The sequence below is a fragment of the Streptomyces sp. NPDC056061 genome (genome assembly GCF_042266885.1).
Lineage (GTDB): Bacteria > Actinomycetota > Actinomycetes > Streptomycetales > Streptomycetaceae > Streptomyces.
In genome coordinates this window covers 1-23387 of record NZ_JBHJWQ010000024.1, presented here as the reverse complement: position 1 = coordinate 23387, position 23387 = coordinate 1, and the positions used below count along the sequence as shown (strand labels likewise).

General features: G+C 71.2%; 20 protein-coding genes and 1 pseudogene. 15 read left to right on the top strand and 6 right to left on the bottom strand.

Going from position 1 to position 23387, the window contains the following annotated elements; all coding sequences use genetic code 11:
* The first annotated feature begins 135 nt into the window (after nucleotides 1–135).
* Nucleotides 136–1329, top strand: a complete 1194-nt coding sequence (hppD, locus tag ACFC79_RS28000; RefSeq protein ID WP_376245450.1) for a 4-hydroxyphenylpyruvate dioxygenase — start codon at nucleotides 136–138, stop codon at nucleotides 1327–1329.
* Nucleotides 1330–1419: 90 nt separating this feature from the next.
* Here hppD and ACFC79_RS27995 read toward each other — a convergent pair whose 3' ends face one another.
* Complete coding sequence (locus ACFC79_RS27995) at nucleotides 1420–3225, bottom strand: tetratricopeptide repeat protein (RefSeq protein WP_376245447.1); 1806 nt, start codon at nucleotides 3223–3225, stop codon at nucleotides 1420–1422.
* Nucleotides 3226–3322: 97 nt separating this feature from the next.
* Between ACFC79_RS27995 and ACFC79_RS27990 the strand changes: the two genes are divergently transcribed.
* Nucleotides 3323–4690: an FAD-binding oxidoreductase gene (locus ACFC79_RS27990; RefSeq protein ID WP_376245445.1), complete on the top strand. Its 1368-nt coding sequence runs from the start codon at nucleotides 3323–3325 to the stop codon at nucleotides 4688–4690.
* Between the two features lie 308 nt (nucleotides 4691–4998).
* On the opposite strand, the gene ACFC79_RS27985 is transcribed toward ACFC79_RS27990, so the two are convergent.
* The gene (locus tag ACFC79_RS27985) at nucleotides 4999–5475 is read right to left on the bottom strand and encodes an SsgA family sporulation/cell division regulator (RefSeq protein ID WP_376245442.1); all 477 of its coding nucleotides are present in this window, start codon (nucleotides 5473–5475) and stop codon (nucleotides 4999–5001) included.
* A gap of 212 nt (nucleotides 5476–5687) precedes the next feature.
* Here ACFC79_RS27985 and ACFC79_RS27980 point away from each other — a divergent pair, with 212 nt between their 5' ends.
* From ACFC79_RS27980 to ACFC79_RS27970, 3 genes are all read left to right on the top strand, one after another.
* Nucleotides 5688–7529, top strand: coding sequence for an RDD family protein (locus tag ACFC79_RS27980; RefSeq protein ID WP_376245439.1), 1842 nt, complete (start codon nucleotides 5688–5690; stop codon nucleotides 7527–7529).
* Nucleotides 7530–7679: 150 nt separating this feature from the next.
* Complete coding sequence (locus ACFC79_RS27975; RefSeq protein WP_376245436.1) at nucleotides 7680–8426, top strand: RDD family protein; 747 nt, start codon at nucleotides 7680–7682, stop codon at nucleotides 8424–8426.
* Nucleotides 8427–8598: 172 nt separating this feature from the next.
* Nucleotides 8599–10500, top strand: a complete 1902-nt coding sequence (locus tag ACFC79_RS27970) for a serine/threonine-protein kinase (RefSeq protein WP_376245433.1) — start codon at nucleotides 8599–8601, stop codon at nucleotides 10498–10500.
* A gap of 47 nt (nucleotides 10501–10547) precedes the next feature.
* Here the strand turns inward: ACFC79_RS27970 and ACFC79_RS27965 are convergent, their stop codons facing one another.
* Nucleotides 10548–10928, bottom strand: coding sequence for a hypothetical protein (locus ACFC79_RS27965; protein ID WP_376245430.1), 381 nt, complete (start codon nucleotides 10926–10928; stop codon nucleotides 10548–10550).
* Between the two features lie 371 nt (nucleotides 10929–11299).
* On the opposite strand from ACFC79_RS27965, the gene ACFC79_RS27960 reads away from it, so the two are divergent.
* Both ACFC79_RS27960 and ACFC79_RS27955 read left to right on the top strand, forming a co-directional pair.
* Nucleotides 11300–13699 (top strand): immune inhibitor A domain-containing protein, encoded by a 2400-nt coding sequence (locus tag ACFC79_RS27960; RefSeq protein ID WP_376245427.1) that lies wholly within the window; start codon nucleotides 11300–11302, stop codon nucleotides 13697–13699.
* 124 nt (nucleotides 13700–13823) lie between these two features.
* Nucleotides 13824–14153, top strand: a pseudogene (locus ACFC79_RS27955) (hypothetical protein); the annotation flags it as partial.
* Nucleotides 14154–14450: 297 nt separating this feature from the next.
* Here ACFC79_RS27955 and ACFC79_RS27950 read toward each other — a convergent pair.
* Both ACFC79_RS27950 and ACFC79_RS27945 read right to left on the bottom strand, forming a co-directional pair.
* The gene (locus ACFC79_RS27950) at nucleotides 14451–15035 is read right to left on the bottom strand and encodes an isochorismatase family protein (protein ID WP_376245424.1); all 585 of its coding nucleotides are present in this window, start codon (nucleotides 15033–15035) and stop codon (nucleotides 14451–14453) included.
* 170 nt (nucleotides 15036–15205) lie between these two features.
* Nucleotides 15206–16534, bottom strand: coding sequence for a nicotinate phosphoribosyltransferase (locus tag ACFC79_RS27945; RefSeq protein WP_376245422.1), 1329 nt, complete (start codon nucleotides 16532–16534; stop codon nucleotides 15206–15208).
* A 79-nt stretch (nucleotides 16535–16613) separates the two neighbouring features.
* Between ACFC79_RS27945 and clpS the strand changes: the two genes are divergently transcribed.
* The 7 genes from clpS (at nucleotide 16614) to ACFC79_RS27910 (ending at nucleotide 21665) form a co-directional block, all read left to right on the top strand.
* On the top strand, nucleotides 16614–16928 hold the full coding sequence (clpS, locus tag ACFC79_RS27940) for an ATP-dependent Clp protease adapter ClpS (RefSeq protein WP_376245419.1): 315 nt from the start codon (nucleotides 16614–16616) through the stop codon (nucleotides 16926–16928).
* An 80-nt stretch (nucleotides 16929–17008) separates the two neighbouring features.
* The gene (locus ACFC79_RS27935) at nucleotides 17009–17593 is read left to right on the top strand and encodes a DUF2017 domain-containing protein (RefSeq protein WP_376245416.1); all 585 of its coding nucleotides are present in this window, start codon (nucleotides 17009–17011) and stop codon (nucleotides 17591–17593) included.
* A gap of 293 nt (nucleotides 17594–17886) precedes the next feature.
* Nucleotides 17887–19356, top strand: a complete 1470-nt coding sequence (locus tag ACFC79_RS27930) for an amino acid permease (RefSeq protein WP_376245413.1) — start codon at nucleotides 17887–17889, stop codon at nucleotides 19354–19356.
* Between the two features lie 135 nt (nucleotides 19357–19491).
* The gene (locus ACFC79_RS27925) at nucleotides 19492–19923 is read left to right on the top strand and encodes a Mov34/MPN/PAD-1 family protein (protein ID WP_376245411.1); all 432 of its coding nucleotides are present in this window, start codon (nucleotides 19492–19494) and stop codon (nucleotides 19921–19923) included.
* 217 nt (nucleotides 19924–20140) lie between these two features.
* On the top strand, nucleotides 20141–20266 hold the full coding sequence (locus ACFC79_RS27920) for a putative leader peptide (protein ID WP_376245408.1): 126 nt from the start codon (nucleotides 20141–20143) through the stop codon (nucleotides 20264–20266).
* A gap of 146 nt (nucleotides 20267–20412) precedes the next feature.
* Entirely contained in the window at nucleotides 20413–20715 is a 303-nt protein-coding gene (locus tag ACFC79_RS27915) for a MoaD/ThiS family protein (protein ID WP_376245405.1), read from the top strand.
* Entirely contained in the window at nucleotides 20715–21665 is a 951-nt protein-coding gene (locus ACFC79_RS27910) for a PLP-dependent cysteine synthase family protein (protein ID WP_376245402.1), read from the top strand. Before ACFC79_RS27915 ends, ACFC79_RS27910 begins: the two co-directional genes overlap by 1 nt.
* Before the next feature lie 133 nt (nucleotides 21666–21798).
* On the opposite strand, the gene ACFC79_RS27905 is transcribed toward ACFC79_RS27910, so the two are convergent.
* Entirely contained in the window at nucleotides 21799–22302 is a 504-nt protein-coding gene (locus ACFC79_RS27905) for a type II toxin-antitoxin system PemK/MazF family toxin (protein WP_376245400.1), read from the bottom strand.
* A 179-nt stretch (nucleotides 22303–22481) separates the two neighbouring features.
* Here ACFC79_RS27905 and ACFC79_RS27900 point away from each other — a divergent pair, with 179 nt between their 5' ends.
* The gene (locus ACFC79_RS27900; protein WP_376245397.1) at nucleotides 22482–23234 is read left to right on the top strand and encodes an MBL fold metallo-hydrolase; all 753 of its coding nucleotides are present in this window, start codon (nucleotides 22482–22484) and stop codon (nucleotides 23232–23234) included.
* Nucleotides 23235–23387: the final 153 nt, after the last annotated feature.

Here is a 23387-nt window from a genome sequence, read left to right as displayed (position 1 = left end):
CGGGAGTCGTCGTAGAGTTCACTGTGATGGTCATCATGTACAGATAGTCCGGCCAGCATGGCCATGTGCTGTACAAACTGCCCAGCGATTTCGCGAACTATTGCGCACCTTGCGAAGCGGCGGGAGGCTTCCGGCATGACTGAGACTGTGCACACCACCCCCGACACTGGGCTCGGCAACCAGGAAGCAAGTGAAGAGCCGAGGCGGAGCGAGGCGGAGCGGCAGGCCGACCCCTTCCCGGTCAAGGGAATGGACGCGGTCGTCTTCGCCGTCGGCAACGCCAAGCAGGCCGCGCACTACTACTCGACGGCCTTCGGCATGAAGCTGGTCGCCTACTCCGGACCGGAGAACGGCAGCCGGGAGACGGCGAGTTACGTGCTGACCAATGGCTCCGCCCGTTTCGTCTTCACCTCCGTCATCAAGGCGGCCACCGACCACGGGCGCTTCCTCGCCGACCACGTGGCCGAGCACGGCGACGGCGTGATCGACCTGGCCATCGAGGTCCCGGACGCCCGTGCGGCCTATGCCTACGCCGTCGAGCACGGCGCCCTCGGGCTCACCGAGCCGCACGAGGTGAAGGACGAGAACGGCACGGTCGTGCTCGCCGCCATCGCCACCTACGGCAAGACCCGCCACACCCTCGTGGAGCGGTCCGGCTACGACGGCCCGTACCTGCCCGGCTACGTCGCCGCCGACCCGATGGTCGAACCGCCGGCCAAGCGCTTCTTCCAGGCCATCGACCACTGCGTCGGCAACGTGGAACTCGGCCGGATGAACGAGTGGGTCGGCTTCTACAACAAGGTCATGGGCTTCACCAACATGAAGGAGTTCGTGGGCGACGACATCGCCACCGAGTACTCCGCGCTCATGTCCAAGGTCGTCGCCGACGGCACGCTCAAGGTCAAGTTCCCGATCAACGAGCCGGCCATCGCCAAGAAGAAGTCCCAGATCGACGAGTACCTGGAGTTCTACGGCGGCGCGGGCGTCCAGCACATCGCGCTCGCCACCAACGACATCGTCGCCTCGGTGCGTGCGATGCGCGCGGCGGGCGTCCAGTTCCTGGACACCCCCGACTCGTACTACGACACCCTCGGCGAGTGGGCGGGCGAGACCCGGGTCCCGGTCGAGATCCTGCGCGAGCTGAAGATCCTCGTCGACCGCGACGAGGACGGTTACCTGCTCCAGATCTTCACCAAGCCGGTCCAGGACCGCCCGACCGTCTTCTTCGAGATGATCGAGCGCCACGGCTCCATGGGCTTCGGAAAGGGCAACTTCAAGGCCCTGTTCGAGGCGATCGAGCGCGAGCAGGAGAAGCGCGGCAACCTCTGAGCCGACGCCGACGAGCCCGACGAACAGGGGCGGGGCCTCCGGACGATTCCGGGGCCCCGCCCCATCGGTGACACGGGCGACGTGGGCGACTCAGCCAACGGGCGTGGTCTGCGGCACCGGGGGGCCGGCGGAGGCCGTCGACGTACCCGGCCGGGGCGCCGTGGAAGCGGGTGCGGACGGCCGGGGCGGCACGGGCGACTGCGGCGGCGCGGGCGTCGGCGGCACCGATTCGTCCGCCGGAGCCGGGGCCGGCCGCACGCCGTCCGGCAGCACGGTCGGCAGGTGGTCCAGGGCATCCAGGGCCCGCCGGGCGGCCGGGGCCTCCAACGGCGAGAAATGCGGGTTGGCCCGCAGGGCCTCCGTCAGGTTCCGGCGCGCCGGACCGTAGTCCTTCAACGCCTGCTGGATCGCCCCCAGATGGGCCGCGTACGCGGCGTTCCACCCACCGGCGCCGACCGCCCGCCGCGCATACGGCAGCGCCGCCGCCGAGTCGCCGGAGAGGTGCAGCGCCCAGCCCAGCGCGTCCGCCACCGCCGCACTGCGGTGCGACCGGTCCCACTCGGCCCTCAGCATCGCCACCGCGGCGGCGGGCTTCCCGTGCGCCGCCTCGAAACGGCCCCGCAACAGGGCGTCGTCCACGCCCCGGCCCCGGTCCCGGGCGAACGCCTCGCGCAGCCGCCCGTACCGCGTCCGCGCATCCTCCCCGCGGCCCGACGACTCGTACAACTCGCCGAGTTCCAGCAGATAGGCGGGCCTCGGCAGGTCGGCCAGCGCCGTCTCGTAGTCGCGCAGCGCCTCGTCCGTACGGCCGAGCGCCGCCAGGGCCCGTGCCCGGCCCGCGCGCGAGGGATAGTGGGTGCGGTCGACCCGCAGCGCCGCCTCGTACTGCGCCACCGCCTCCCGCGGCTCGCCCCGCTCCCAGGCCAGTTCGCCCAGCAGATACAGGCACTCCGCCTTCTGCACCGGCGTACCCGCCCGGTCCGCCGCCTCCCGTGCCGCGGCCACCGCGTCCTCGTCCCGCCCGCCGTCCCGATGCATCCGCGCCGTCCGCAGCAGCGCCTCGACCCCGGGGTGCAGCGCCGCGAACCGCTGGACCGCCGTGCGCGCGGCCCCGAGGTCGCCGAGGCCGTCGTATGCCTCGATCAGGGCCGGGTACACCGCCCACTCCATCGGCTGCCGCGCGCGTACCGACTCGCCCCACTTCTTCGCCGCACCGAAGTCGTGCCGGGCATCGGCGAGCCGCGCCAACCCCACCTGGGCCGCCGTATTGCCCCGCTCACCCGGTTCGGTGCGCAGCGAGCGCGTGAGCGCCTGCTCGGCCCTGACGTAGTACGCCGTGTCGGCGGACCGCCGCCCCCACTCCACGTACGCGCCCCCGAGCAGGGCCCACGACCGGGCGTCGGAGGGATGCGAGGCCAGCCACCGCCGCCGGTCCACGATCAGTGCCGTCAGATCGGGGAGGGAAGCCGGGTACCCCAGATCGGCGGCCCGCAGGGCGCGCGAGACCGCCCCCGGCGCCGGGGGCGCGGACTGCTGCCCGTCCTCCGGCACGGCCACCACCGCCCCGGTCACCAGCACCGCGGAGGCCACCGCACCCATGGCCGCCCGGCGCAGCGCGGTACGCAGCGTGAGTGGCGGCAGTTCCTCCTCGGGTGCCTCGGGTGCCTCGGGTGCCTCGGGTGCCTCGGGTGCCTCGGGTGCCTCGGGTGCCTCGGGTGCCTCGGGTGCGGTGGGTGCGGTGGGCGCGGTGGGCTTTTTGGGTGCGGCGGGTGTCTCCGGGGGAACCGAGGACCCGGAGGCGGCGGGGGGCTCCGGGGCGGCCGGGGTCTCCGGGGAGGGCGGGGGAGAGGCGGACGATTCGGAGGGCTCCGGGGACTGCTGCGGCATGACGTCCATGCCGATCACTCTGCGTCGATAAGATCATCGCGTTGCGCTGCGGGAAGGCCGCGGCGGACGGGTTCACACCAATGGGCCCGGGTGCCACGCTGGGACCATGACCGGTCTTCTGGAACAACTGCGTGCGGGGCTGCCCGCCGAGGCTCTGATCACCGATCCGGACGTCACCGCCTCGTACGCCCGGGACATGGCCAGCTTCTGCGACGCGGGCACGCCTGCCGTCGTCGTCCTCCCGCGTACGGTCGAGCAGGTCCAGCACGTCATGCGCACGGCAACGGCTCTGCGCGTTCCGGTCGTTCCCCAGGGCGCCCGCACCGGGCTGTCGGGTGCGGCCAACGCCTCCGACGGCTGCATCGTGCTGTCCCTGGTGAAGATGGACCGGATTCTGGAGATCGACCCGGTCGACCGGATCGCCGTCGTCGAACCGGGTGTGATCAACGCGGTGCTGTCCCGGGCGGTCGAGGAACTCGGTCTCCACTACCCTCCGGATCCCTCCAGTTGGGAGACGTGCACCATCGGCGGCAACATCGGCACCGCTTCCGGTGGCCTGTGCTGTGTGAAGTACGGGGTCACCGCCGAGTACGTACTCGGTCTGGACGTCGTCCTCGCCGACGGGCGGCTGCTCACCACCGGTCGCCGGACTGCGAAGGGCGTGGCGGGTTACGACCTCACCCGGCTCTTCGTCGGCTCGGAGGGCAGCCTCGGCATCGTCGTCAAGGCCGTGCTCGCGCTGAAGCCGCGCCCGCCGCGACAGCTGGTCATGGCCGCGGAGTTCCCGAGTGCGGCGGCGGCCTGCGACGCGATCTGCCGGATCATGGAGCGTGGTCACACCCCGTCACTCCTCGAACTGATGGACCGCACGACGATCCGGGCCGTCAACCGGATGGCGGCCATGGGCCTGCCCGACTCCACCGAGGCACTCCTGCTCGCCGCCTTCGACACCCCGGAACCGTCGGCGGACCTGGCGGCCGTCGGCGAGCTGTGCACCGCCGCGGGCGCCACCGAGGTGGTCCCCGCCGAGGACGTCACCGAGTCCGAACTGCTGCTCCGGGCCCGACGGATGGCCCTCACCGCACTGGAGGCCGTCGCATCGGCCACGATGATCGACGACGTGTGCGTACCCCGCTCGAAGCTCGGTGCGATGCTCGAAGGAACGGCGGTCATCGCCGAGAAGTACGGCCTGACGATCGGTGTCTGCGCGCACGCGGGTGACGGCAACACGCACCCCACGGTCTGCTTCGACCACACCGACACCGACGAGTCCCGGCGGGCCCGCGAATCCTTCGACGAGATCATGGCGCTCGGCCTGGAACTCGGCGGCACCATCACCGGTGAACACGGGGTCGGCGTCCTGAAGAAGGAGTGGCTGGCACGGGAGCTCGGCGAGGTGGGCGTGGAACTGCATCGGGGCATCAAACAGGCGTTTGATCCGCTGGGGCTGCTGAACCCGGGCAAGGTGTTCTGACGATTCAAGGTGTTCTGACAATCGGTCGGACGCCGTTCACCGGCAGGGAGCCGGTCGCCTGCCGGATGCCGTGTGCCAACCCGGAGCCGGGACGCGGCCGGAGGCCGGGACGCGGACGGGTGCCGGGACGCGGACAGGTGCCGGGACGCGGCCGGGAGCCGTGGAGCCGACGGAGACCGAGGCATGACCGGGGGCCGGAGTGGACGGGGCCCGATAAGTGGCCCCGCCCCACCCCGACGACGTGCCGTATGTCCACGCCTCGGCCGTCGGCGTCGTGTCCGTTCGTCTCTCGCCGGCTGTTCGACCGTTCACACCTCGCCGTCCTGCGTCTCGTCCGACTGCCACGGGTCGCTCATCCACAGGTCGTCGGCGGGCAGCGGGGCCAGCAGTTCGGCCAGGGCATCGTCGATGCAGAGCCGCTCGGTCTCCGTGCCCGGGGGGACCAGCCGCAGGGTCCGCTCCACCCAGGCGGCCACCGCGGCGGACGGCATCTCCAGGAGCGCGTTGCCGTCGGGCGAGGTCAGCGCCACGAAGATGACGTTGCGCTTGTCGACCTTGGTCGGCCAGATCCGTACGTCGCCGTGACCGCACGGCCGGAACACCCCCTCGACCAGCAGTTCGCGGGCGAAGGTCCAGTGGACGGGGAAGTCGGTGCCGATGTGAAAGGCGACATGTACGGCGAACGGGTCCTGCGTCCGGTACTCCAGCCGGGCGGGGACGGGGATGCTGTGCTCGGGAGACAGAACCAGCCTGAGCTCCAGCTCGCGTTCCACGACGGTGTTCATGAGTGCGTCCTCTCGGTGCCTTGGAACCGGTCCCACGACCGGCCCGCACTGGAGAGAGCGCCCTCCCCGCCAACTATTACGCGACTTCGGGAAAAAATTTTTCGGGCGACCGGAACGCCGCTCAAACGCCCGGACGGACCCGGTGGAAGGCGGGTGTCTGATAGATGTGGACCCATTGAATTGAGGCCTCGAAGAGATACGGGACCACGGTGATGAGCGCCCCAACTCCGGCACCCGGTGACGAAAGCCCCCGCGAGGGGTACTACCCCGACCCCTCCATCCCCGGATACGTCCGGTACTGGAACGGCGCTTCCTGGGTGCCCGGCACGAGCCGGCCCGCCCCGCAGCAGGGCGAGCCGATGCCCGCGGCGCCCGCCGGGTGGCAGCAGGAGCAGCCGCCGAGCCCGTCGGCCCCGGCATCCGCGTCCACCGGCGCACCGGTGGACGAGACGGGCCCGGTCTTCCTCGACGAGGAGCCGCAGGAGAGCCACCGCCCGGAACCGGCCACGGCCTGGCAGGCCGACGCCTCCCGGCAGAGCGGCTTCGGCGGCGAGCGCGATCGGCGGATCTCCTGGGGTGCCGCCGCGCGGCCCGCCGGACCGGGTGGTCCCGGCCCGTCGCCGGAACCCGTCTCCGGGGCGGAAGCCGGTTCCGGTCCTCATTCCGGTCCTCATTCCGGTTCCGGTCCCGTTCCCGTTTCCGGCCCGGGAGCGGTGGACGGAGGGGACCCGCGGCTGTCCGCGGGCCGGGTGCCCGGTGGCCGCAGACCCGTTGACGGGGCGTCGGCCGACGGGGTGCCGAACGACCGGGCACCCGCGGTCCGCGCACCCGCCGGGCTCGTGCCCATGGATCCGCGTCGGGCCGCGCCGCAGGCCCCCGCGGGCGGCGGGCTGCCCGGCATGCGTGACGGGGCGGCGGGCCGGAGCGCCGGAACGGGCGGCGACGCCCCTGCGGGAGGACCGCCCTCCGACGGTACGGTCACGATCCGCGCCGTGGACCCGGGCGCCCGCCCGCCCGCCGCCCCGGCACCGGAACAGGAGGCCGCGGACGGGACGATGGCGATCCGCGCCCTGTCCCGGGGAACGGGCTCCCTGCCTCCGGCCCGGGGCTCGTCCGCCGGGGCGGTTCCGCTCGCGAACCCGAACCCCATTCCGAACCCGGCACCGGCCCCGAACCCGAACCCGAACCAGGTTCCGGACCCGGCCTCCGCACCGACGGCCGGTCAGGGCCCGGCAGGCGGTCGCACCTCCTGGGCCCAGCAGCCCGAGCAACTCCAGCACCCCGAGCAGCCCCAGCAGCCCGAGCAGCCCCAGCAGCCCGAGCAACTCCGGCACCCGCACCAGCCGGCCCGGCCCGAGCAGACGTCCCGCCCCCATTCCCAGGCTCAGCAGGCGCAGCAGCCCCAGCAACTTCAGCAACCCGAGCAGACTCAGCGGCCGCACTTCCCGCTCCAGGCCCAGCAGCCGCCCCCGCCCTTCGGCGGGACGGGCGGGCAGCAGCCGGACCAGCCCGTGGTGCCCTGGAAGCCCCCGGTCAACGACCCCTTCCAGCAGCTCGCGCAGGCCCAGGCGTCGGCCCGGCCCGCCGGACTCGGAAAGCGGTTCGCCGCCCGGCTCGTCGACACGGTGGTGCTGGGTGTTCTCGTCGGTGCCATCGGATTCCCGCTCGTCTCGCGGGCGATGGAGCACATCGATGGGAAGATCGACGCGGCGAAGCTGTCCGGTCGGACCGTCACCGTCTGGCTGGTGGACCCCACGACGGCTGGTCTGTTCGGCGCCCTGCTCGGCGCGTTCCTCGTCCTCGGCATCCTGCTGGAGGCGCTGCCGACCGCGAAATGGGGTCGCACGCTCGGCAAGAAACTCTGCGGACTCGAAGTCCGGGACATCGAGTCCCACGAGTCCCCGCCGTTCGGCGCCGCGCTGCGCCGCTGGCTGGTCTACGGCGTGCTGGGGCTCCTGGTGGTCGGGGTGGCCAATGTGCTGTGGTGCGTCTTCGACCGCCCCTGGCGTCAGTGCTGGCACGACAAGGCGGCGCACACCTTCGTCGCGGGCTGAGTCGTCCGAGGACGGTCCGGGCCGCCCGGGAGGGGCGGGGAGCCACCCCTTCGGGCGGCGGCCCAGTGGGTCGGAGGTGGGGAGGGGCGACGTTCCCCCGAACGCACCTGAGGCGTTGCGGGTGTCCTCCGTCCGGGGTGCACTGCCCCCATGAGCAACGATCAGCCGCCGTCCGGTCAGCCGCCCGAGGACGACCCGTTCCGCAAGAGGCCACAAGAGCCGTGGTCGTCCCAGGGGCCCGAAGGACCCCAAGGGCCACAGGAACCTCATGGACCCACAGGGCCACAGGGGCCACAAGGACCGCCGCCGGGCTCGCCGTACGGGAGCATGCCGCCCCCGCCCCCTCCGCCGCCGTACGGCCCCGGCCCCTATGGCGGAGGGGGCCCGTACGGCGGAGTGGACCCGCTGGCCGGCATGCCGCCGCTCGGCGAGCCGGGGAAGCGGATCCTGGCCCGGCTGATCGACTTCCTGATCATCTTGATCCCGCTGTACCTCATCTCGTTGCCGTGGGGCGGCGTGGTCGAGATGTCGAACGGCAACAACAGCAACAACAGCGACGTCGGTGATCTGTTCAGCCAGACGTACAGCGGGCACCAGTTGCTCTGGTCGCTGATCGGGCTGGTGGCCTACGTCGCGTACGACACGTACTTCACGCACAAGGACGGCCGGACGCTTGGCAAGCGGTTGCTGAAGCTGCGGGTGGCGATGCTCAACGACGGGCGGGTGCCGGACACCGGGACATCGTTCCTGCGGGCCGTGGTGCTGTGGCTGCCGGCACTGCTGTGCTGCCCGTGCCTGTGGTGGCTGATCAACATCGTGCTCATGTTCACGGACAAGCCGTACCGGCAGGGCCTCCAGGACAAGGCGGCGAAGACGGTGGTCGTGCAGACCGACTGACGCACGCGGTCCCTCCACCCGCGGTGCTCCGTAACGGCCCGGGGAGCAGGAGGGAGCGGGCTCCCCATAGCCCCCGGGGGCGCAACACCCCTTCCACAGTGGGCCGTTGTGCCGACGAGGCGATGGGTCGTATCCCGCCCGCTTGACCGGCCCCTGCCATATCGTTCCCTCCATGGCTGTGGGATCAGAAGGAAGCGTGATCGAGGGGCGTTTCGAACTGCTTGAGCGGCTCGGCGGCGGGGGCATGGGGCTGGTGTGGCGGGCGCGCGACATCGTGCTGCACCGGGAGGTGGCGCTGAAGGAGGTCCGGCCACCCGATCCGGAGTTGCTGCGACTGCGCCCCGACGCGGCGGAGATGCTGCGCAAGCGCGTGCTGCGCGAGGCGATCTCGCTGGCGCGGGTCAGTCACCCGAACGTGGTGACGATCTATCACGTCGTCGACTCGCCCGAGGTCTTCCACCCCTGGCTGGTGATGGAGCTGGTCCCCGGCGGATCGTTCCAGGACCGGCTCGAACGCGGACTCTGCACACCCACCGAGACGGCGCAGCTGGGCCGCGGTGTGCTCGGCGCACTGAACGCCGCACACACCTCGGGCATCCTGCACCGCGATGTGAAGCCGGGCAATGTGCTGCTGCGCGCCGACGGAACCCCGGTTCTCACGGACTTCGGCATCGCGGCCGTACGCGAGGCCACCAGCCTCACCAACACCGGTGAACTCATAGGCTCCCCCGACTACATGGCCCCGGAGCGACTGCGCGGGCACGACGAGATCCCCTCGTCGGACCTCTGGTCACTGGCGATGATGCTGTTCGTCGCGGTCGAGGGCTACCACCCCATGCGCAGGTCGTCCACCCTTGCCACGCCGGCGGCGATCCTGGAGGAGGAGGTCCCGGCTCCCCGCCGGGCCGGCGCGCTCGGGCCGGTGCTGCGGTCGGTCCTGGTCAAGGACGTCGCTGCCCGTCCCGACGCGGAGGCGCTGGACCTGCTGCTCGCGGAGGCGGCCGGGGACCGTGTCGTGACGGTCGTCGCGGGCGCCGGTCCCGTTCCCGCTCCCGCTGCCGCTCCCGTTCCCGTTCCCGTTCCCGATTCCGCGCCTGACTCCGTTCCCGCCTCCGCTCCCGGTTCCGTTCCTGCATCCGCCTCCGCATCCGCCTCTGCTTCCGCCGCGCCGGTCGGGGAGGAACCGGGGGTTGGGCAGGAGCCGGTGAACACCGCGCCGGAGCCGGGCAGCAGCCCCGCGTCGGGCAACGGGACCGGGGCAAAGGACACGAGGGCCGACGGCGCGAGGACCGGCGATGCGGAAGCCGGGGAGTCGGGGACCGGCGGCGTAAAGGCCGACGACGCGAAGGCCGGGGACGCGAAGGCCGACGACGCGAAGGCCGGGGACGCGGGGACCGGCCGGACGTCGGCGGAGCCCGGGACCGGACGGCGTCGTCGGCGGCTGATGCTCCCGGTGCTCGTGGGCCTCCTGGCGGCCGGACCGCTGGTATGGCAGATCCTGCCCTCCTTCGGCGACGGCGACGGCGACGACCGGTCCGCGGGAGCCGCGTCCCCGCCCACCGCCACCCACACGCCTCCGCCGACACCGGCGGCCACGCCCTCGTCCAGCCCCTCGGCCTCGACCGAACCGCCCGAGGCGAAGGTCGACCTGCTCACCCCCTCCGGTGCCCGCGAGGTCGTCCGAGCCTGGAAGAAGAAGATGGGCAGGAGCGAGGTCATCGATTTCGACCTGAACAAGGAGAATGCCTCGGGCCACGGCCCGGTGGGCGACGGAGAGGTGTACGAAACGTTCTCCTACGAAGACGGCGAGGGCACGCGTCAGCGCGGGGGAGGCGTGATGAAGGGTTTCACGACCATTGACCTCGCCCGCGTCAACTGGGACGCGCTGCCCCGGCTGATCAGGGTCGCGACGACCGAGCTGGGCATACGCGGGAAGGTCACGAGCTACTACCTCCACATGGAAGCCGAAGGAGGGCGTCCGGTGCTGCGACTCATCGTCAGCGGCGACTACGGGGGCGCCTACCTCATGGCCACGCCGGACGGGACGATCACCAAACGCCGCAAGGCGGACTGACGCGAACGAGAGGAGTCCGGGCCCGGAGATAGGGGGCGGTTCGGGGGTCAGTGCCGCAGGGAGTGTTCGTCCCAGGGCTTCTCGGAGTGCGCCGCGGCGGGCCGTTCGCCCTCGTGGGCCGACGGGGCCGGGGCACGGGCCTCGTCGTGGGCGAGCCCCTCGGCCTCGACGGCGGCGGACACCGCGTCCTGGTTCTCATGCGCCCGGTTCGTGCGGGCCGCGATTCCGGCCTTCGCCGACTTCGCCGTTTTCGCGTGGGGCGGATGGGGTACGGTCACGGCCACCAGCAGACCGAGCGTGAGTGCCGCGGTCCCGATGACGGCGATGCCGATCCCCGATTCCGTACGGGAGAGCAGCAGCATGGCGAGGGTCGAGAAGACGACGGTGACCGAACCGTAGGAGAACTGTGCGGCAGTGATACGCGGCATGGCGGTATCCGTCCTCGGGGCATCGGATGGGCAGTCTCTCAACGCGGTCGCACTGTCGATCGACTCTACGACGACGGATGCCCGAGAGGAACCGACGGCAAGCGTGACCTGAGCCGCGAAGCCGGTGCATGGGGGGCGCACGGAGTCATTCCCATGTCTCGACCACGGTCCGGGAAACGCTGGTTGCGGATGGGGTGAATGTCCGGATAACGGAAACCGTCTCCTGCATAGTGCACTTGGTCTGTCCAAGTCAAGGACTGTCTTTTCGCTCGTGACTCCGGTCAAATGACGTCACTTGTGACGCGTTTCCGCGCGCGGCCCTCATCGGACTCCCAGGCCGTGGACGCGGACGTCGGGGAGGACTGCATCACGTGAGTACTGAGAGACGGGCGCTGCGCGGCGCGGCGGTTGTCGTGGCCATGGTCGCCACGGCTGCCACCGCTTCGGCCTTCACCACCGCCCAGGCCGATGACCAGGTGTCAGGGTCCGGGAAGGCTCAGGTCGAACGCCGTGACCCGGGTACGGGCAAGGGCAACGCGCACGACCTCCAGGGGCCGTACAGCAAGCAGCAGGACGCCCAGCGTCAGGCCGCCCTGGAACAGGTCATATCGGGCGAGAAGAAGATAGCGAAGCGGGGCGGCTCCAAGGTCGTCAAGCTCGACGACAAGAAGTACGTCGAACTCGGCCGCGAGAAGACCGACAAGATCTTCACGGTCCTCGTCGAGTTCGGCGACAAGGTCGACGACACGACCATGTACGACCCCGACGGCGAGGGCCCGAAGCCTCCCGTCAAGAAGTACGGCGGCGAACCCGGCCCGGCGCACAACAGCATCGCCAAGCCGGACCCCAAGAAGGACAACAGCACCGCCTGGCAGGCCGACTACAACCAGCAGCACTTCCGGGACCTGTACTTCGGTACGGGCACCGGCAAGGACTCGCTGAAGACCTACTACGAGAAGACGTCCTCCGGGCGCTACTCGGTCGACGGCCAGGTCTCCGACTGGGTCAAGGTCCCGTACAACGAGGCGCGTTACGGCTCCAACTTCTGCGGTTCCAGCAACTGCGCCAACGTCTGGGACATGGTCCGCGACGGCGTCAACGCCTGGGCGGCCGACCAGAAGGCCAAGGGCCGTACCACGGACCAGATCAAGGCCGATCTGGCGCAGTACGACCAGTGGGACCGCTACGACTACGACAACGACGGCGACTTCAACGAGCCGGACGGCTACATCGACCACTTCCAGATCGTCCACGCCGGTGAGGACGAGTCCGCGGGCGGCGGCGTGCAGGGCACCGACGCCATCTGGGCGCACCGCTGGTACGCCTACGGCACCGACGCCGGTGCGAAGGGCCCGTCCTTCAACAAGGCCGGCGGCACCGAGATCGGCGACACCGGCATCTGGGTCGGCGACTACACCGCGCAGCCCGAGAACGGCGGCCTCGGCGTCTTCGCCCACGAGTACGCCCACGACCTGGGCCTGCCGGACCTGTACGACACCACCAACACCGCCGAGAACTCGGTGGGTTTCTGGTCCCTGATGTCGGCGGGCTCCTGGCTCGGCACGGGCAAGGGCGAGATCGGTGACCTGCCCGGCGACATGACCGCCTGGGACAAGCTCCAGCTCGGCTGGCTCAACTACGACGAGGCCAAGGCCGCGACGAAGTCCACCCACAAGCTGGGCGTGTCCGAGTACAACACCAAGGACAAGCAGGCCCTCCTGGTCACGCTTCCGGACAAGCCCGTCACCACCGCTGTCACGAAGCCCGCGCAGGGCTCCAAGCAGTGGTGGAGCGACGCGGGTGACAACCTGAACAACACCCTGTCCCGCTCGGTGGACCTGACCGGCAAGTCCAAGGCGAGCCTGGACCTCGCGGGCTGGTGGGACATCGAGAAGGACTACGACTTCCTCTACACCGAGGTGTCGGAGAACGGCGGCACCAGCTGGACCGCGATCGACGGCACGGCCGACGGTGCGGCGCTCCCGCGCGACGCCAGCGACAAGCCGGCCCTGACCGACGTCTCCGGCGCGTACAAGAAGCTGTCCTTCCCGCTGGACGCCTACGCCGGCAAGAAGATCGACATCCGCTTCCGCTACACCACCGACGGCGGCGCGGGCGGCGTCGGCTTCGCGGCCGACACCATCTCGGTCACCGCCGATGGCGCGGTGCTGTTCTCGGACGACGCCGAGGGCGACGACAACGGCTGGACGGCCAAGGGCTTCTCCCGCGTCGGCGAGTCGTTCACCAAGGACTACCCGCAGTACTACATCGCGGAGAACCGCCAGTACGTCAGCTACGACAAGACCCTCAAGGTCGGCCCGTACAACTTCGGCTTCTCGAAGACCCGTCCGGACTGGGTCGAGCACTACCCGTACCAGAACGGGCTGCTCATCTGGCAGTGGGACCGCTCGCAGAAGGACAACAACGTCTCCGTCCACCCGGGCAAGGGTCTGATCCTGCCGATCGACTCGCACGCCAAGCCGCTGAAGTGGGCGGACGGCACGATCATGCGCAACAAGATCCAGCCGTTCGACGCGCCCTTCAGCCACTACCGGACCGACGCCTTCACGCTGCACAACGCCGACGTGCCGGTGCGGATCAAGTCGCAGCTCGGTATCCCGGTCTTCGACGACCACAAGGGAACCTACTGGTACGAGGAGAACAAGACCGGAAGCGTTCAGGTCACTGACACGAACACCCGGATCCAGATCGTCAGCGAGCCCGGCAACGGCTCGACGATGGTCGTGAAGGTTGGGCCCTCGCACAAGTAATTCCGCATCACCGCAGGTCAGGGCTTGATCGGCCGTCGCCCTCTAGCGGGCGGCGGCCGATCGTGTTTAGGTGCGTCTTGTTCACATCCTTATTGACAAGACGTCTCACGGGGGAGCGCGGACCATGGCAGGCGGAGGGTTCAGCAAGTTGCCGAACGGCAGTGTGGTGGTGGCGATCACCCTGCCCCGGCCCACGGACGGAGCGGGCCCGGGAGCCCCGGTCCGGGTCCTGGTGCACGCGGCCAACCGAGCCCGCGCCCTGACCCGGCTGCGCAACCTGGGGTTGCGCGCGGTCTACCTGCGGGGGAACGCCGAACCGCCCACACCGGACGAGATCACCGCCGTGCTGCACCACCCCGACGGGATGCTCTGGCGGGCGAGGCCGGAACGGGCCCAGGAGCTCTGGCACCCCATCCGGGCCCTGCTCCGCCCCGCCGCGCCCGCACCCGCCGCCGCACCGGCCCACCACCCCGCCCCGGCCGTCACGGGCGCCGGTCCGGCCCGGCACCCCTGGGCGCCCCCCGTTCCCGTCGCACCGGCCCGTCGCCCGGCCTGAGCAGTTCGGTCCGAGACACCCGGCCGTAGTCCTGTCCCGAGACGCCCGGCCGCAGTCCTGCCGGAGAAGTTGCGCCGCAGTCCTGCCCGAGGTTCGTCCGGCCCCAGGCGCGGGCCACGGCCGGGCGAGGTCTCCGGGTCCGTCCCGGTTCCGGGTCCCGGTCCAGGGTCGCGGCCCATCGGGGCCCGCCCGGGGCTACACCACCGGCTTCCCGGACAGCTTGACGCCCGCCCTGCGGAGCTCCTCCAGGGCGCGCTCCGTGGTCTCCTCGGCCACGCCCGCCGTCAGCCCGAGCAGCACATGGGTGGTGAAGCCCGACCGGACCGCGTCCAGCGCCGTCGCCCGCACACAGTGATCGGTCGCGATGCCCACCACGTCGACCTCGGCGACATGATGGGCCCGCAGCCACTCGGCAAGCCCCGTGCCGTTCTCGTCCAGGCCCTCGAAGCCGCTGTACGCGGCGGCGTAGGCGCCCTTGTCGAAGACCGCGTCGATCGCACCGGAGGCGACCGCGGGAGCGAAGTTCGGGTGGAAGCCCACCCCTTCCGTACCGGCGACGCAGTGGCGGGGCCAGGAGTGCTCGAAGTCCGGCTCCGCGGAGAAGTGACCGCCCGGGTCGATGTGATGGTCGCGGGTGGCCACCACATGGCGGTATCCGGGCTGGGCCTCGCCGATCAGGTCGGTGATGGCGGCGGCGACATCGGCGCCCCCCGCCACGGCGAGGCTGCCGCCCTCGCAGAAGTCGTTCTGGACGTCCACGACGATCAAGGCGCGGTGCATGACGGGTGTCCTTCGGTGGGGGTGGGGAAGGCGGTCACGTGGATGGTGTTGCGAGCCTGGCGACCCGGGGAGCGGCTAGGGGCGGGGACGGGGTGCCGTCGGCCGGAGGAGGACACCGCCGGTCCCGCTCCACCGGCCGACGGTACCGGGTGTCGCCGCGCATCGCCCCGTCACACGAACTCCGTGGGGATCACGGGCTCCCCGCGGGACAGCTGCATCGCGGACATCGGCAGTGCGGCCCGTGCCGCGATGTGCCGCTCGCGCGCCGCGTCCAGCGGCTCGCGGGCCACCACCTCGCCGCCCCTGACCAGCTCGACCAGGAGCTGCCGGTCGGCGAGGTCCGCCGGTACCGGGCCGGTGCCGACCACCTCCGCCTCGGCCATCCCGTCCTCGTCCAGCCGACGCGCGGCCCACTTGCGACCGCCCACCGACACCTTCGCGCCCAGCGACTTCTTGGCCACCGGACGCAGCGGCTCCGCCGGATCGGCCGATCCGGCACGGGCGACCAGCTTGTACACCATGGAGCAGGTGGGATGCCCGCTGCCGGTCACCAGCTGCGTGCCCACCCCGTACGCGTCGACCGGCGCCGCGGCCAGCGAGGCGATCGCGTACTCGTCCAGGTCCGAGGTCACCACGATCTTCGTCCCGGTGGCCCCCAGCTCGTCCAGTTGCTGCCGCACCCGGTGTGCGACCAGCAGCAGGTCGCCGGAGTCGATCCGCACCGCGCCCAGCTCGGTCCCCGCGACCGCCACCGCCGTGCGGACCGCCTCGGCGACGTCGTAGGTGTCGACCAGCAGCGTCGTGCCCCGGCCCAGCGAGTCGATCTGGGCCCGGAACGCGTCGCGCTCGGTGTCGTGCAGCAGGGTGAAGGCGTGGGCGCTCGTCCCGACGGTCGGGATGTTGTAGCGGAAGCCCGCCGCCAGGTCCGAGGTGGTGTCGAAGCCCCCGATGTACGCGGCACGCGCGGACGCCACCGCGGACAGCTCATGGGTGCGGCGCGCGCCCATCTCGATCAGCCCGCGCCCGCCCGCCGCCGCCGACATCCGCGACGCCGCGGCGGCGATCGCCGAGTCGTGGTTGAGGATCGAGAGGATCACCGTCTCCAGCAGCACGCACTCGGCGAACGAACCTTCGGCGCGCAGGATCGGCGAGCCGGGGAAGTACACCTCGCCCTCCGGGTAGCCCCAGATGTCACCGCTGAAGCGGTAGTCGGCAAGCCAGGCGAGCGTGGGCCCGTCCACGACGTCCTGATCGCGCAGGAAGGTGAGCATCTCGTCGTCGAAGTGGAAGTTCTCCACCGCGTCCAGCACCCGGCCGATGCCCGCGACGACACCGTAGCGACGCCCCTCCGGCAGTCGGCGGGTGAATGCCTCGAACACCGAGCGCCGGTCGGCCGTGCCGGCCTTCAGTGCGGCCTGCACCATCGTGAGCTCGTACTGGTCGGTGAAGAGCGCGGTCGACGGCACACCGACCCGTCGCCCAAGGTCCGCAGAGTTCATGTTCCGGATGCTACCCCTATTTCGTCAGAGTGACGAGATGTCGGGGTCGTTTGTGCGATGCCCCCTGTCGGGTGGCAGCATGGGAGGGGTGAGTGTCGCCCCTACAGAGATCGAGCGTCCCGAATCGGCCGAGGAGAGCGTTGTCGTCCCCGAGCCCGATGTCCCCTGGGTGACGTTGGTCCACAACGACCCGGTCAACCTCATGAGTTATGTGACCTATGTCTTCCAGGCGTACTTCGGCTACTCCAAGGACAAGGCCCACAAGCTGATGCTGGACGTCCACCACAAGGGCCGTGCCGTCGTCTCCAGCGGAAGCCGCGAGGAGATGGAGCGCGATGTCCAGGCCATGCACGGCTACGGGCTGTGGGCCACCCTGACCCAGGACCGCGGATGACCCGCCGCGCGTAGCACCCCTTCCGGCCGCGGCGAAACGGCCCGGCCCCGCCCCGTCCGAACCACCATCGGAGTACACCCATGGCCGGCCACTTCCAGGCCACCCCCGACGGCGGCGCGGCCGTCGCGCTCGACGAGGTGGAGATCGCGATCCTGCGCTCCCTCGCCGTCCAGCTGCTGGAGCTCATCGGCCCCGGCGACGAGCCCGCCGAGGGCGCCGACCCGCTCGCCGCCCTCTTCGCCGAAGGTCCCAGCGAGCGACCCGCCGACCCCGCCCTGGCCCGCCTCTTCCCCGACGCGTACGGCGACGACGACAGCGAACTGCGCGCCGCCTCGGCCGAGTTCCGCCGTTTCACGGAGAACGACCTGCGCTCCCGCAAGCGGGAGGACGCACTCGCCGTCGTACGCACCCTGGACGCCCTGACCATCTCCGGGGACGGCGGTGCCGTGCTGGAGCTCTCCGCCGACGAATGCCGCAACTGGCTCGGCGCCCTCAACGACCTCCGCCTCACCATCGGCACCCGTCTGGACGTCTCCGACAGCGACGAGGGCGAGGGCGGATCCCTCTACCGGCTCCCCGACAGCGATCCGCGCAAGCCGATGGTGATGACCTACCTCTGGCTCGGCGCGCTCCAGGAAACCCTGGTGGAGACGCTGATGCCGTAGCCCCCGTGCCGGGCTCCGTTCGTCCGTTCCGGTGACATCGTCACCGGAACGGACGCTGCCGCGACGGCGGGAAAACCCCGCCCGATTCACCCACCGCACATGCCCGGTTGGGGGCGCCACGCGCATCGCCCGCCCGTCCGCGATCCGTGTGCGCGCCCGCTCCGGGGCCCACCCTGTTCCCGAGGGTGCCGACACGTCCGCAGGACGTCGGCGGCACCCCGCCCGTACCCGGCGGACCGGGATCAGGCTCGCGGTCCCGACCGCGCGGACCGGCGTGGAGGAAGGCGCGGCACATGACATCGGCGCAGGTGGACGAGGGGCAGGACGAACGGCCGGTCGCGGTGGTCACGGACGGCGGCCGGTCCGGCGAGGGATACCGGCGGGCCCTGGGCTCCCGCCAGATCCAGATGATCGCCATCGGCGGGGCGATCGGGACCGGACTCTTCCTCGGCGCGGGAAGGGCGATCTCCAGGGCCGGGCCCAGCCTGGTCCTCGCCTATGCCGTCGCGGGCCTGGTGATCTTCTTCATCATGCGGGCGCTGGGCGAACTCCTCATGTACCGCCCGGTCTCCGGCTCCTTCTCGGAGTACGCCCGCGAATTCGTCGGCCCGTTCGCGGGCTTCGTCACCGGGTGGACCTACTGGCTCTTCTGGGTCGTCACCGGCATCACCGAAGTCACCGCGGCCGCCCAGTACATGACGTACTGGTTCAGCATTCCGCAATGGGTCTCGGCGCTGTTGTTCACGGTCGTCCTGTACGGCGTGAACCTGATCTCCGTCAAGGTCTTCGGGGAGCTCGAATTCTGGTTCTCGATGGTCAAGGTGACCGCCATCGTCGGCATGATCCTCATCTGCGCCGGAGTCCTCACCCTCGGCTTCTCCGAGGCCGGCGGCACCGCCTCGGTCAGCCACCTCTGGGCGGACGGCGGATTCTTCCCGCACGGTCTCGGGGGCACCCTGATGACCCTGCAGATCGTGATGTTCGCCTTCCTCGCCGTGGAACTCGTCGGTGTCACCGCGGGGGAGTCCAAGGACCCGGGGACCGTACTGCCCAGGGCCATCAATACCGTGCCGTGGCGCATCGCCGTCTTCTACGTCGGGGCGCTCGTCATGATCCTCTCCGTGGTGCCGTGGACCGAGTTCCGGCCCGGCATCCCCCCGTTCGTCGCGGCCTTCGAGAAGATGGGCCTCGGGATCGGCGCCGGCATCGTCAACTTCGTCGTCCTGACCGCGGCCCTCTCCTCCTGCAACTCCGGCATGTACTCCACCGGCCGCATGCTGCGCGACCTCGCGCTGAACGGACAGGGCCCGCGGTTGTTCACCCGGCTCACTCCGAACGGCACCCCACTCGTCGGCACCACCTTCTCCGCCGCCCTGATGCTCGTCGGGGTCTGGATCAACTACCGATGGCCCGGCGACGCCTTCACCTACGTCGTCTCCTTCGCCACCATCTCCGGCATGTGGGCCTGGATCATGATTCTGGTCAGCCAGATCCGCTACCGGCGCCTCGCCGACCGCGGCGCGCTCCCCCGATCCGGCTTCCGGGCCCCCGGCGCCCCGTACACCAGCGTTTTCGCCCTGGTGTTCATCGGCGTGGTCGTCGTCATGATGGGCATCGACGGGACCACCAGGATCTCGCTGTACTGCGCCCCGCTCTGGGCGGCCGTCCTGGGCGCCTCGTACCTCGCGGGCAGGGCCCGCGACCCCGGGAACAGGGCGCGCAGGGCCCGCGACCCCGGGAACCGGTCCTTCGGGAAGCGCTGAGCGCGGGCCGGGACACGGGCGCGCACGGCCACAGCGGCAGCCGCTCCGCCCACCCGCGCCGACGGTGCATTCCGGCATGCGGGCAGAGATGTACCACCCCTCGGAACGTTTGTCGCTCGGTCCTATCCTGGCGCCATGCTGACCATCACCCAGGCGCTCCATGACCAGATCGTCGCGCACGCCCGCGCCGACCACCCCGACGAGGCGTGCGGCGTGGTCGCGGGACCGGCCGGGACCGGCCGCCCGGAACGGTTCGTCCCGATGCTCAACGCCGCCCGCTCGCCCACCTTCTACGAGTTCGACTCCGGCGATCTCCTCAAGCTCTACCGGGAGATGGACGATCGGGACGAGGAACCCGTGATCATCTACCACTCCCACACCGCGACCGAGGCGTACCCCTCGCGCACCGATGTCACCTACGCCAACGAACCCGGCGCCCACTACGTCCTCGTCTCCACCGCGGACGCCGACGACGCGGGCCCCTTCCAGTTCCGCTCGTACCGCATCGTGGACAGCGAGATCACCGAGGAGGACGTCGAGATCGTCGAGGCGTACGAGCCGGCCTGACCCCGGCCGTCCGACCCCGAACGCCGGACCCCGGCCGTCCGGCCCCGAACGCCGGCCCCGACCGGGTGCCGACCGGCCTCGGCCGGGTGCCGGGCGGGTGTCGGGCGGGGTGGACGGGGCCGGCTCCACCATGGCCCCGTCCACCTGTCGAACACCTCTTATCCAGCAAGTGAGATCACACTCGGATCCGGCGGCCGGGAATCGATACGATGAGCGCATGGTTCCCCATGACGTGAGCGACAAGACGCCGGGCATGCTGCTCGTCGCGCGCCTGCACGTCGACCTGTGCAGGCTCTCCAGCGCGATCTGTACGAACCACCGGTCCGCCGGTCGCAGGGCCTGAGCCGGATCCACGGCCGCCGAGGACCCGGCCTCCGCACACAATCCGACACCCCCGCGCGGGGGCAGAGCCGCGCGCCCCGTGTCACCCCGCCTTCTCCATGCTTCCCCGCTTCCCCGCTTCCGAGCTTTCCGACAGGAGCCCACGCCATGGCCATCGAGGTCCGCATCCCGACCATCCTCCGCACCTACACCGACGGCGCGAAGGCCGTCGAGGGCAACGGCGCGACCCTCGCCGACCTCCTCACGGACCTCGACAGCCGCCACAACGGCATCCGTGAGCGCATCGTCGACGGCGACGAGCTCCGCCGCTTCGTGAACGTCTACCTCAACGACGAGGACGTCCGCTTCCTCAAGGGCATCTCCACCGAGCTCAGCGACGGTGACAGCATCACCATCCTCCCGGCCGTCGCCGGGGGCGCCGGGGCCGGACGACGCGCGGGCATGCGCTGATGCGGTACGACAGCCCGCTCGCCGCGGTGGGCAACACCCCGCTCGTCCGCCTACCGAGGCTGTCGCCGTCCGAGGACGTCCGGATCTGGGCCAAGCTGGAGGACCGCAACCCCACCGGCTCCATCAAGGACCGCCCCGCGCTCCACATGGTCGAACAGGCCGAGAAGGACGGCCGGTTGACGCCGGGCTGCACCATCCTGGAGCCCACCAGCGGCAATACCGGCATCTCGCTCGCCATGGCGGCCAAGCTCAAGGGCTACCGCATCGTGTGCGTGATGCCGGAGAACACCTCCCAGGAGCGGCGCGACCTGCTCGCCATGTGGGGCGCCGAGATCATCTCCTCCCCGGCGGCGGGCGGCTCCAACACCGCCGTGCGCGTCGCCAAGGAACTCGCCGCCGAGCACCCCGACTGGGTCATGCTCTACCAGTACGGAAACCCCGACAACGCGGGCGCCCACTACGCCACCACCGGCCCCGAGATCCTCGCCGACCTCCCGTCGGTCACCCACTTCGTGGCGGGCCTCGGCACCACCGGCACACTGATGGGCGTCGGCCGCTACCTGCGCGAGCACAAGCCCGGCGTCGCGATCGTCGCCGCCGAGCCGCGCTACGACGACCTGGTCTACGGGCTGCGCAACCTCGACGAGGGCTTCGTCCCCGAGCTCTACGACGCCTCGGTGCTCACCACCCGCTTCTCCGTCGGCTCCGCCGACGCCGTAACCCGCACCCGCGAACTCCTCCAGCAGGAGGGCATCTTCGCGGGAGTCTCCACCGGCGCCGCACTCCACGCCGCGATCGGGGTCGGGAAGAAGGCCGTCAAGGCGGGGGAGAGCGCCGACATCGTCTTCGTCGTCGCGGACGGAGGCTGGAAGTACCTGTCCACCGGTGTCTACACGGCTCCGACGACCGAGGCCGCCATCGAAACGCTGCACGGCCAGCTCTGGGCCTGAACCGCACAGCGCCCTCGACCGGCCGGGAGCCCGCCCGGCGGCCGGGGGCCCGCCGACCGGCAGAGGGCCCGTCGGGCGGACCTCCGACGGCGAGGTACGTCCGGCGGGCCCGAGGCGCGCCGGGTGCGGGCCCTCACCCGAGGCCCCGCACCCGCTCCCACACCTCCGGGGCCACCACACCCACCCGCCGCCGGAACACCCGCACGGCGACCTCCCGCAACTCGTCCGTCTCCAAGTAGCTCGCCCGCCCCTGCGCGTCCCCCACCGTTCCCGCCGGCAGCGCGATCACTCCGGGCCGGTCCGCGTGGTTCTTGCTGGTGATCTTCGCGACGAGTGCCGAGCCGCCCCGCACTCTCAGCACCAGGCAGGGCCGGTCCTTCGCCCCGGGCCCGTCCTCGTAGGGCACCTCGGCCCACCAGATCTCGCCCGGCCGCGGGGCGCGCCCCGGTTCCGGTCCGCGCCCCGGGCCCGCCGGAGGGCGCGTCCGGCCGCCCGGCCGTCCGCCGGAGCGCGTCGCCGAACCGCCCCGGCGCCCGCCGGGCCCCCGCCCGCCCCTGCCCCGCCCGTCGGCGACGGCCGCGACGAGCGCGAGCAGCACGACAAGGGCGAACGCGATCCACCACCACGACATGCTCATGCACCGACCGTACCGGCGCCCTCGCCGCTTCCGTCGAACCGGTGACGGAGCAGGTGAGTTCCCCCACAACGCACGGTCGCGGAGGAGCGACCGGGAGATTCGCGCCTTACGCTCGACGGACCCCGCTCAACAGCCCGCACGAACCCTCCCCGTTCCCACGTCTCGGAGGTTCACGCTCCATGAAGCTCACCGTCGTCGGATGCTCCGGCTCGTTCCCGTCCGTGGGATCGCCGTGTTCGAGCTACCTCGTAGAGGCCGACGGCTTCAGGCTGCTCCTCGACATGGGCAACGGCGCCCTGGGCGAGTTGCAGCGCCACATCGGACTCTACGATCTCGACGCCGTCTTCCTCAGCCACCTGCACGTCGATCACTGCATCGACATGTGCGCGTACTTCGTCGTCCGCTACTACCGGTACGACGGGGGCCGGGCAGTTCCCCTCCCGGTGTACGGCCCCGACGGCACCGAACAGCGGCTGACCGCGGCGCACGGCGACACCCCGTCCGAGCGGGCGATGGGCGAGGTCTTCGACTTCCACACGCTGAAACCGGGCTCGTTCGAGATCGGCCCCTTCTCGGTCCGTACGGAGCGGGTCTGCCACCCCGTCGACTCGTACGCCATCCGCATCGAGCACGGTGGCCGGACACTCACCTACTCCGGCGACACCGGGGCCTGCGACGCGCTGGACGAGCTCGCCGAGGGCGCCGACCTGTTCCTGTGCGAGGCATCGTTCACGCACGGCAAGGAGAACATCCCGGACCTCCACCTCAACGGCCGCGAGGCGGGCGAGACCGCCGCACGCGCCGGGGCGGGGCGGCTCGTCCTCACCCACATCCCGCCCTGGACCGACGCCGACCGCAACCTGGCCGACGCCCGTGCCGTCTACAGCGGCCCGGCGGAGGTGGCGACGGCGGGCGCGGTCTACGAGATCTGACGCGGCCCGGGGAGCAGCGGCGAGACGCCGCAACCGACGCCGCGCGCCCGCCAGGGATTACGGGACAACCTTCGGCACCGGGAGCGGCACCAGGGGCCCCGAGCGCGGAACGGCGGAGGCCCGCCCCTTCCCCGGGCAGATCCGGGGAAGGGG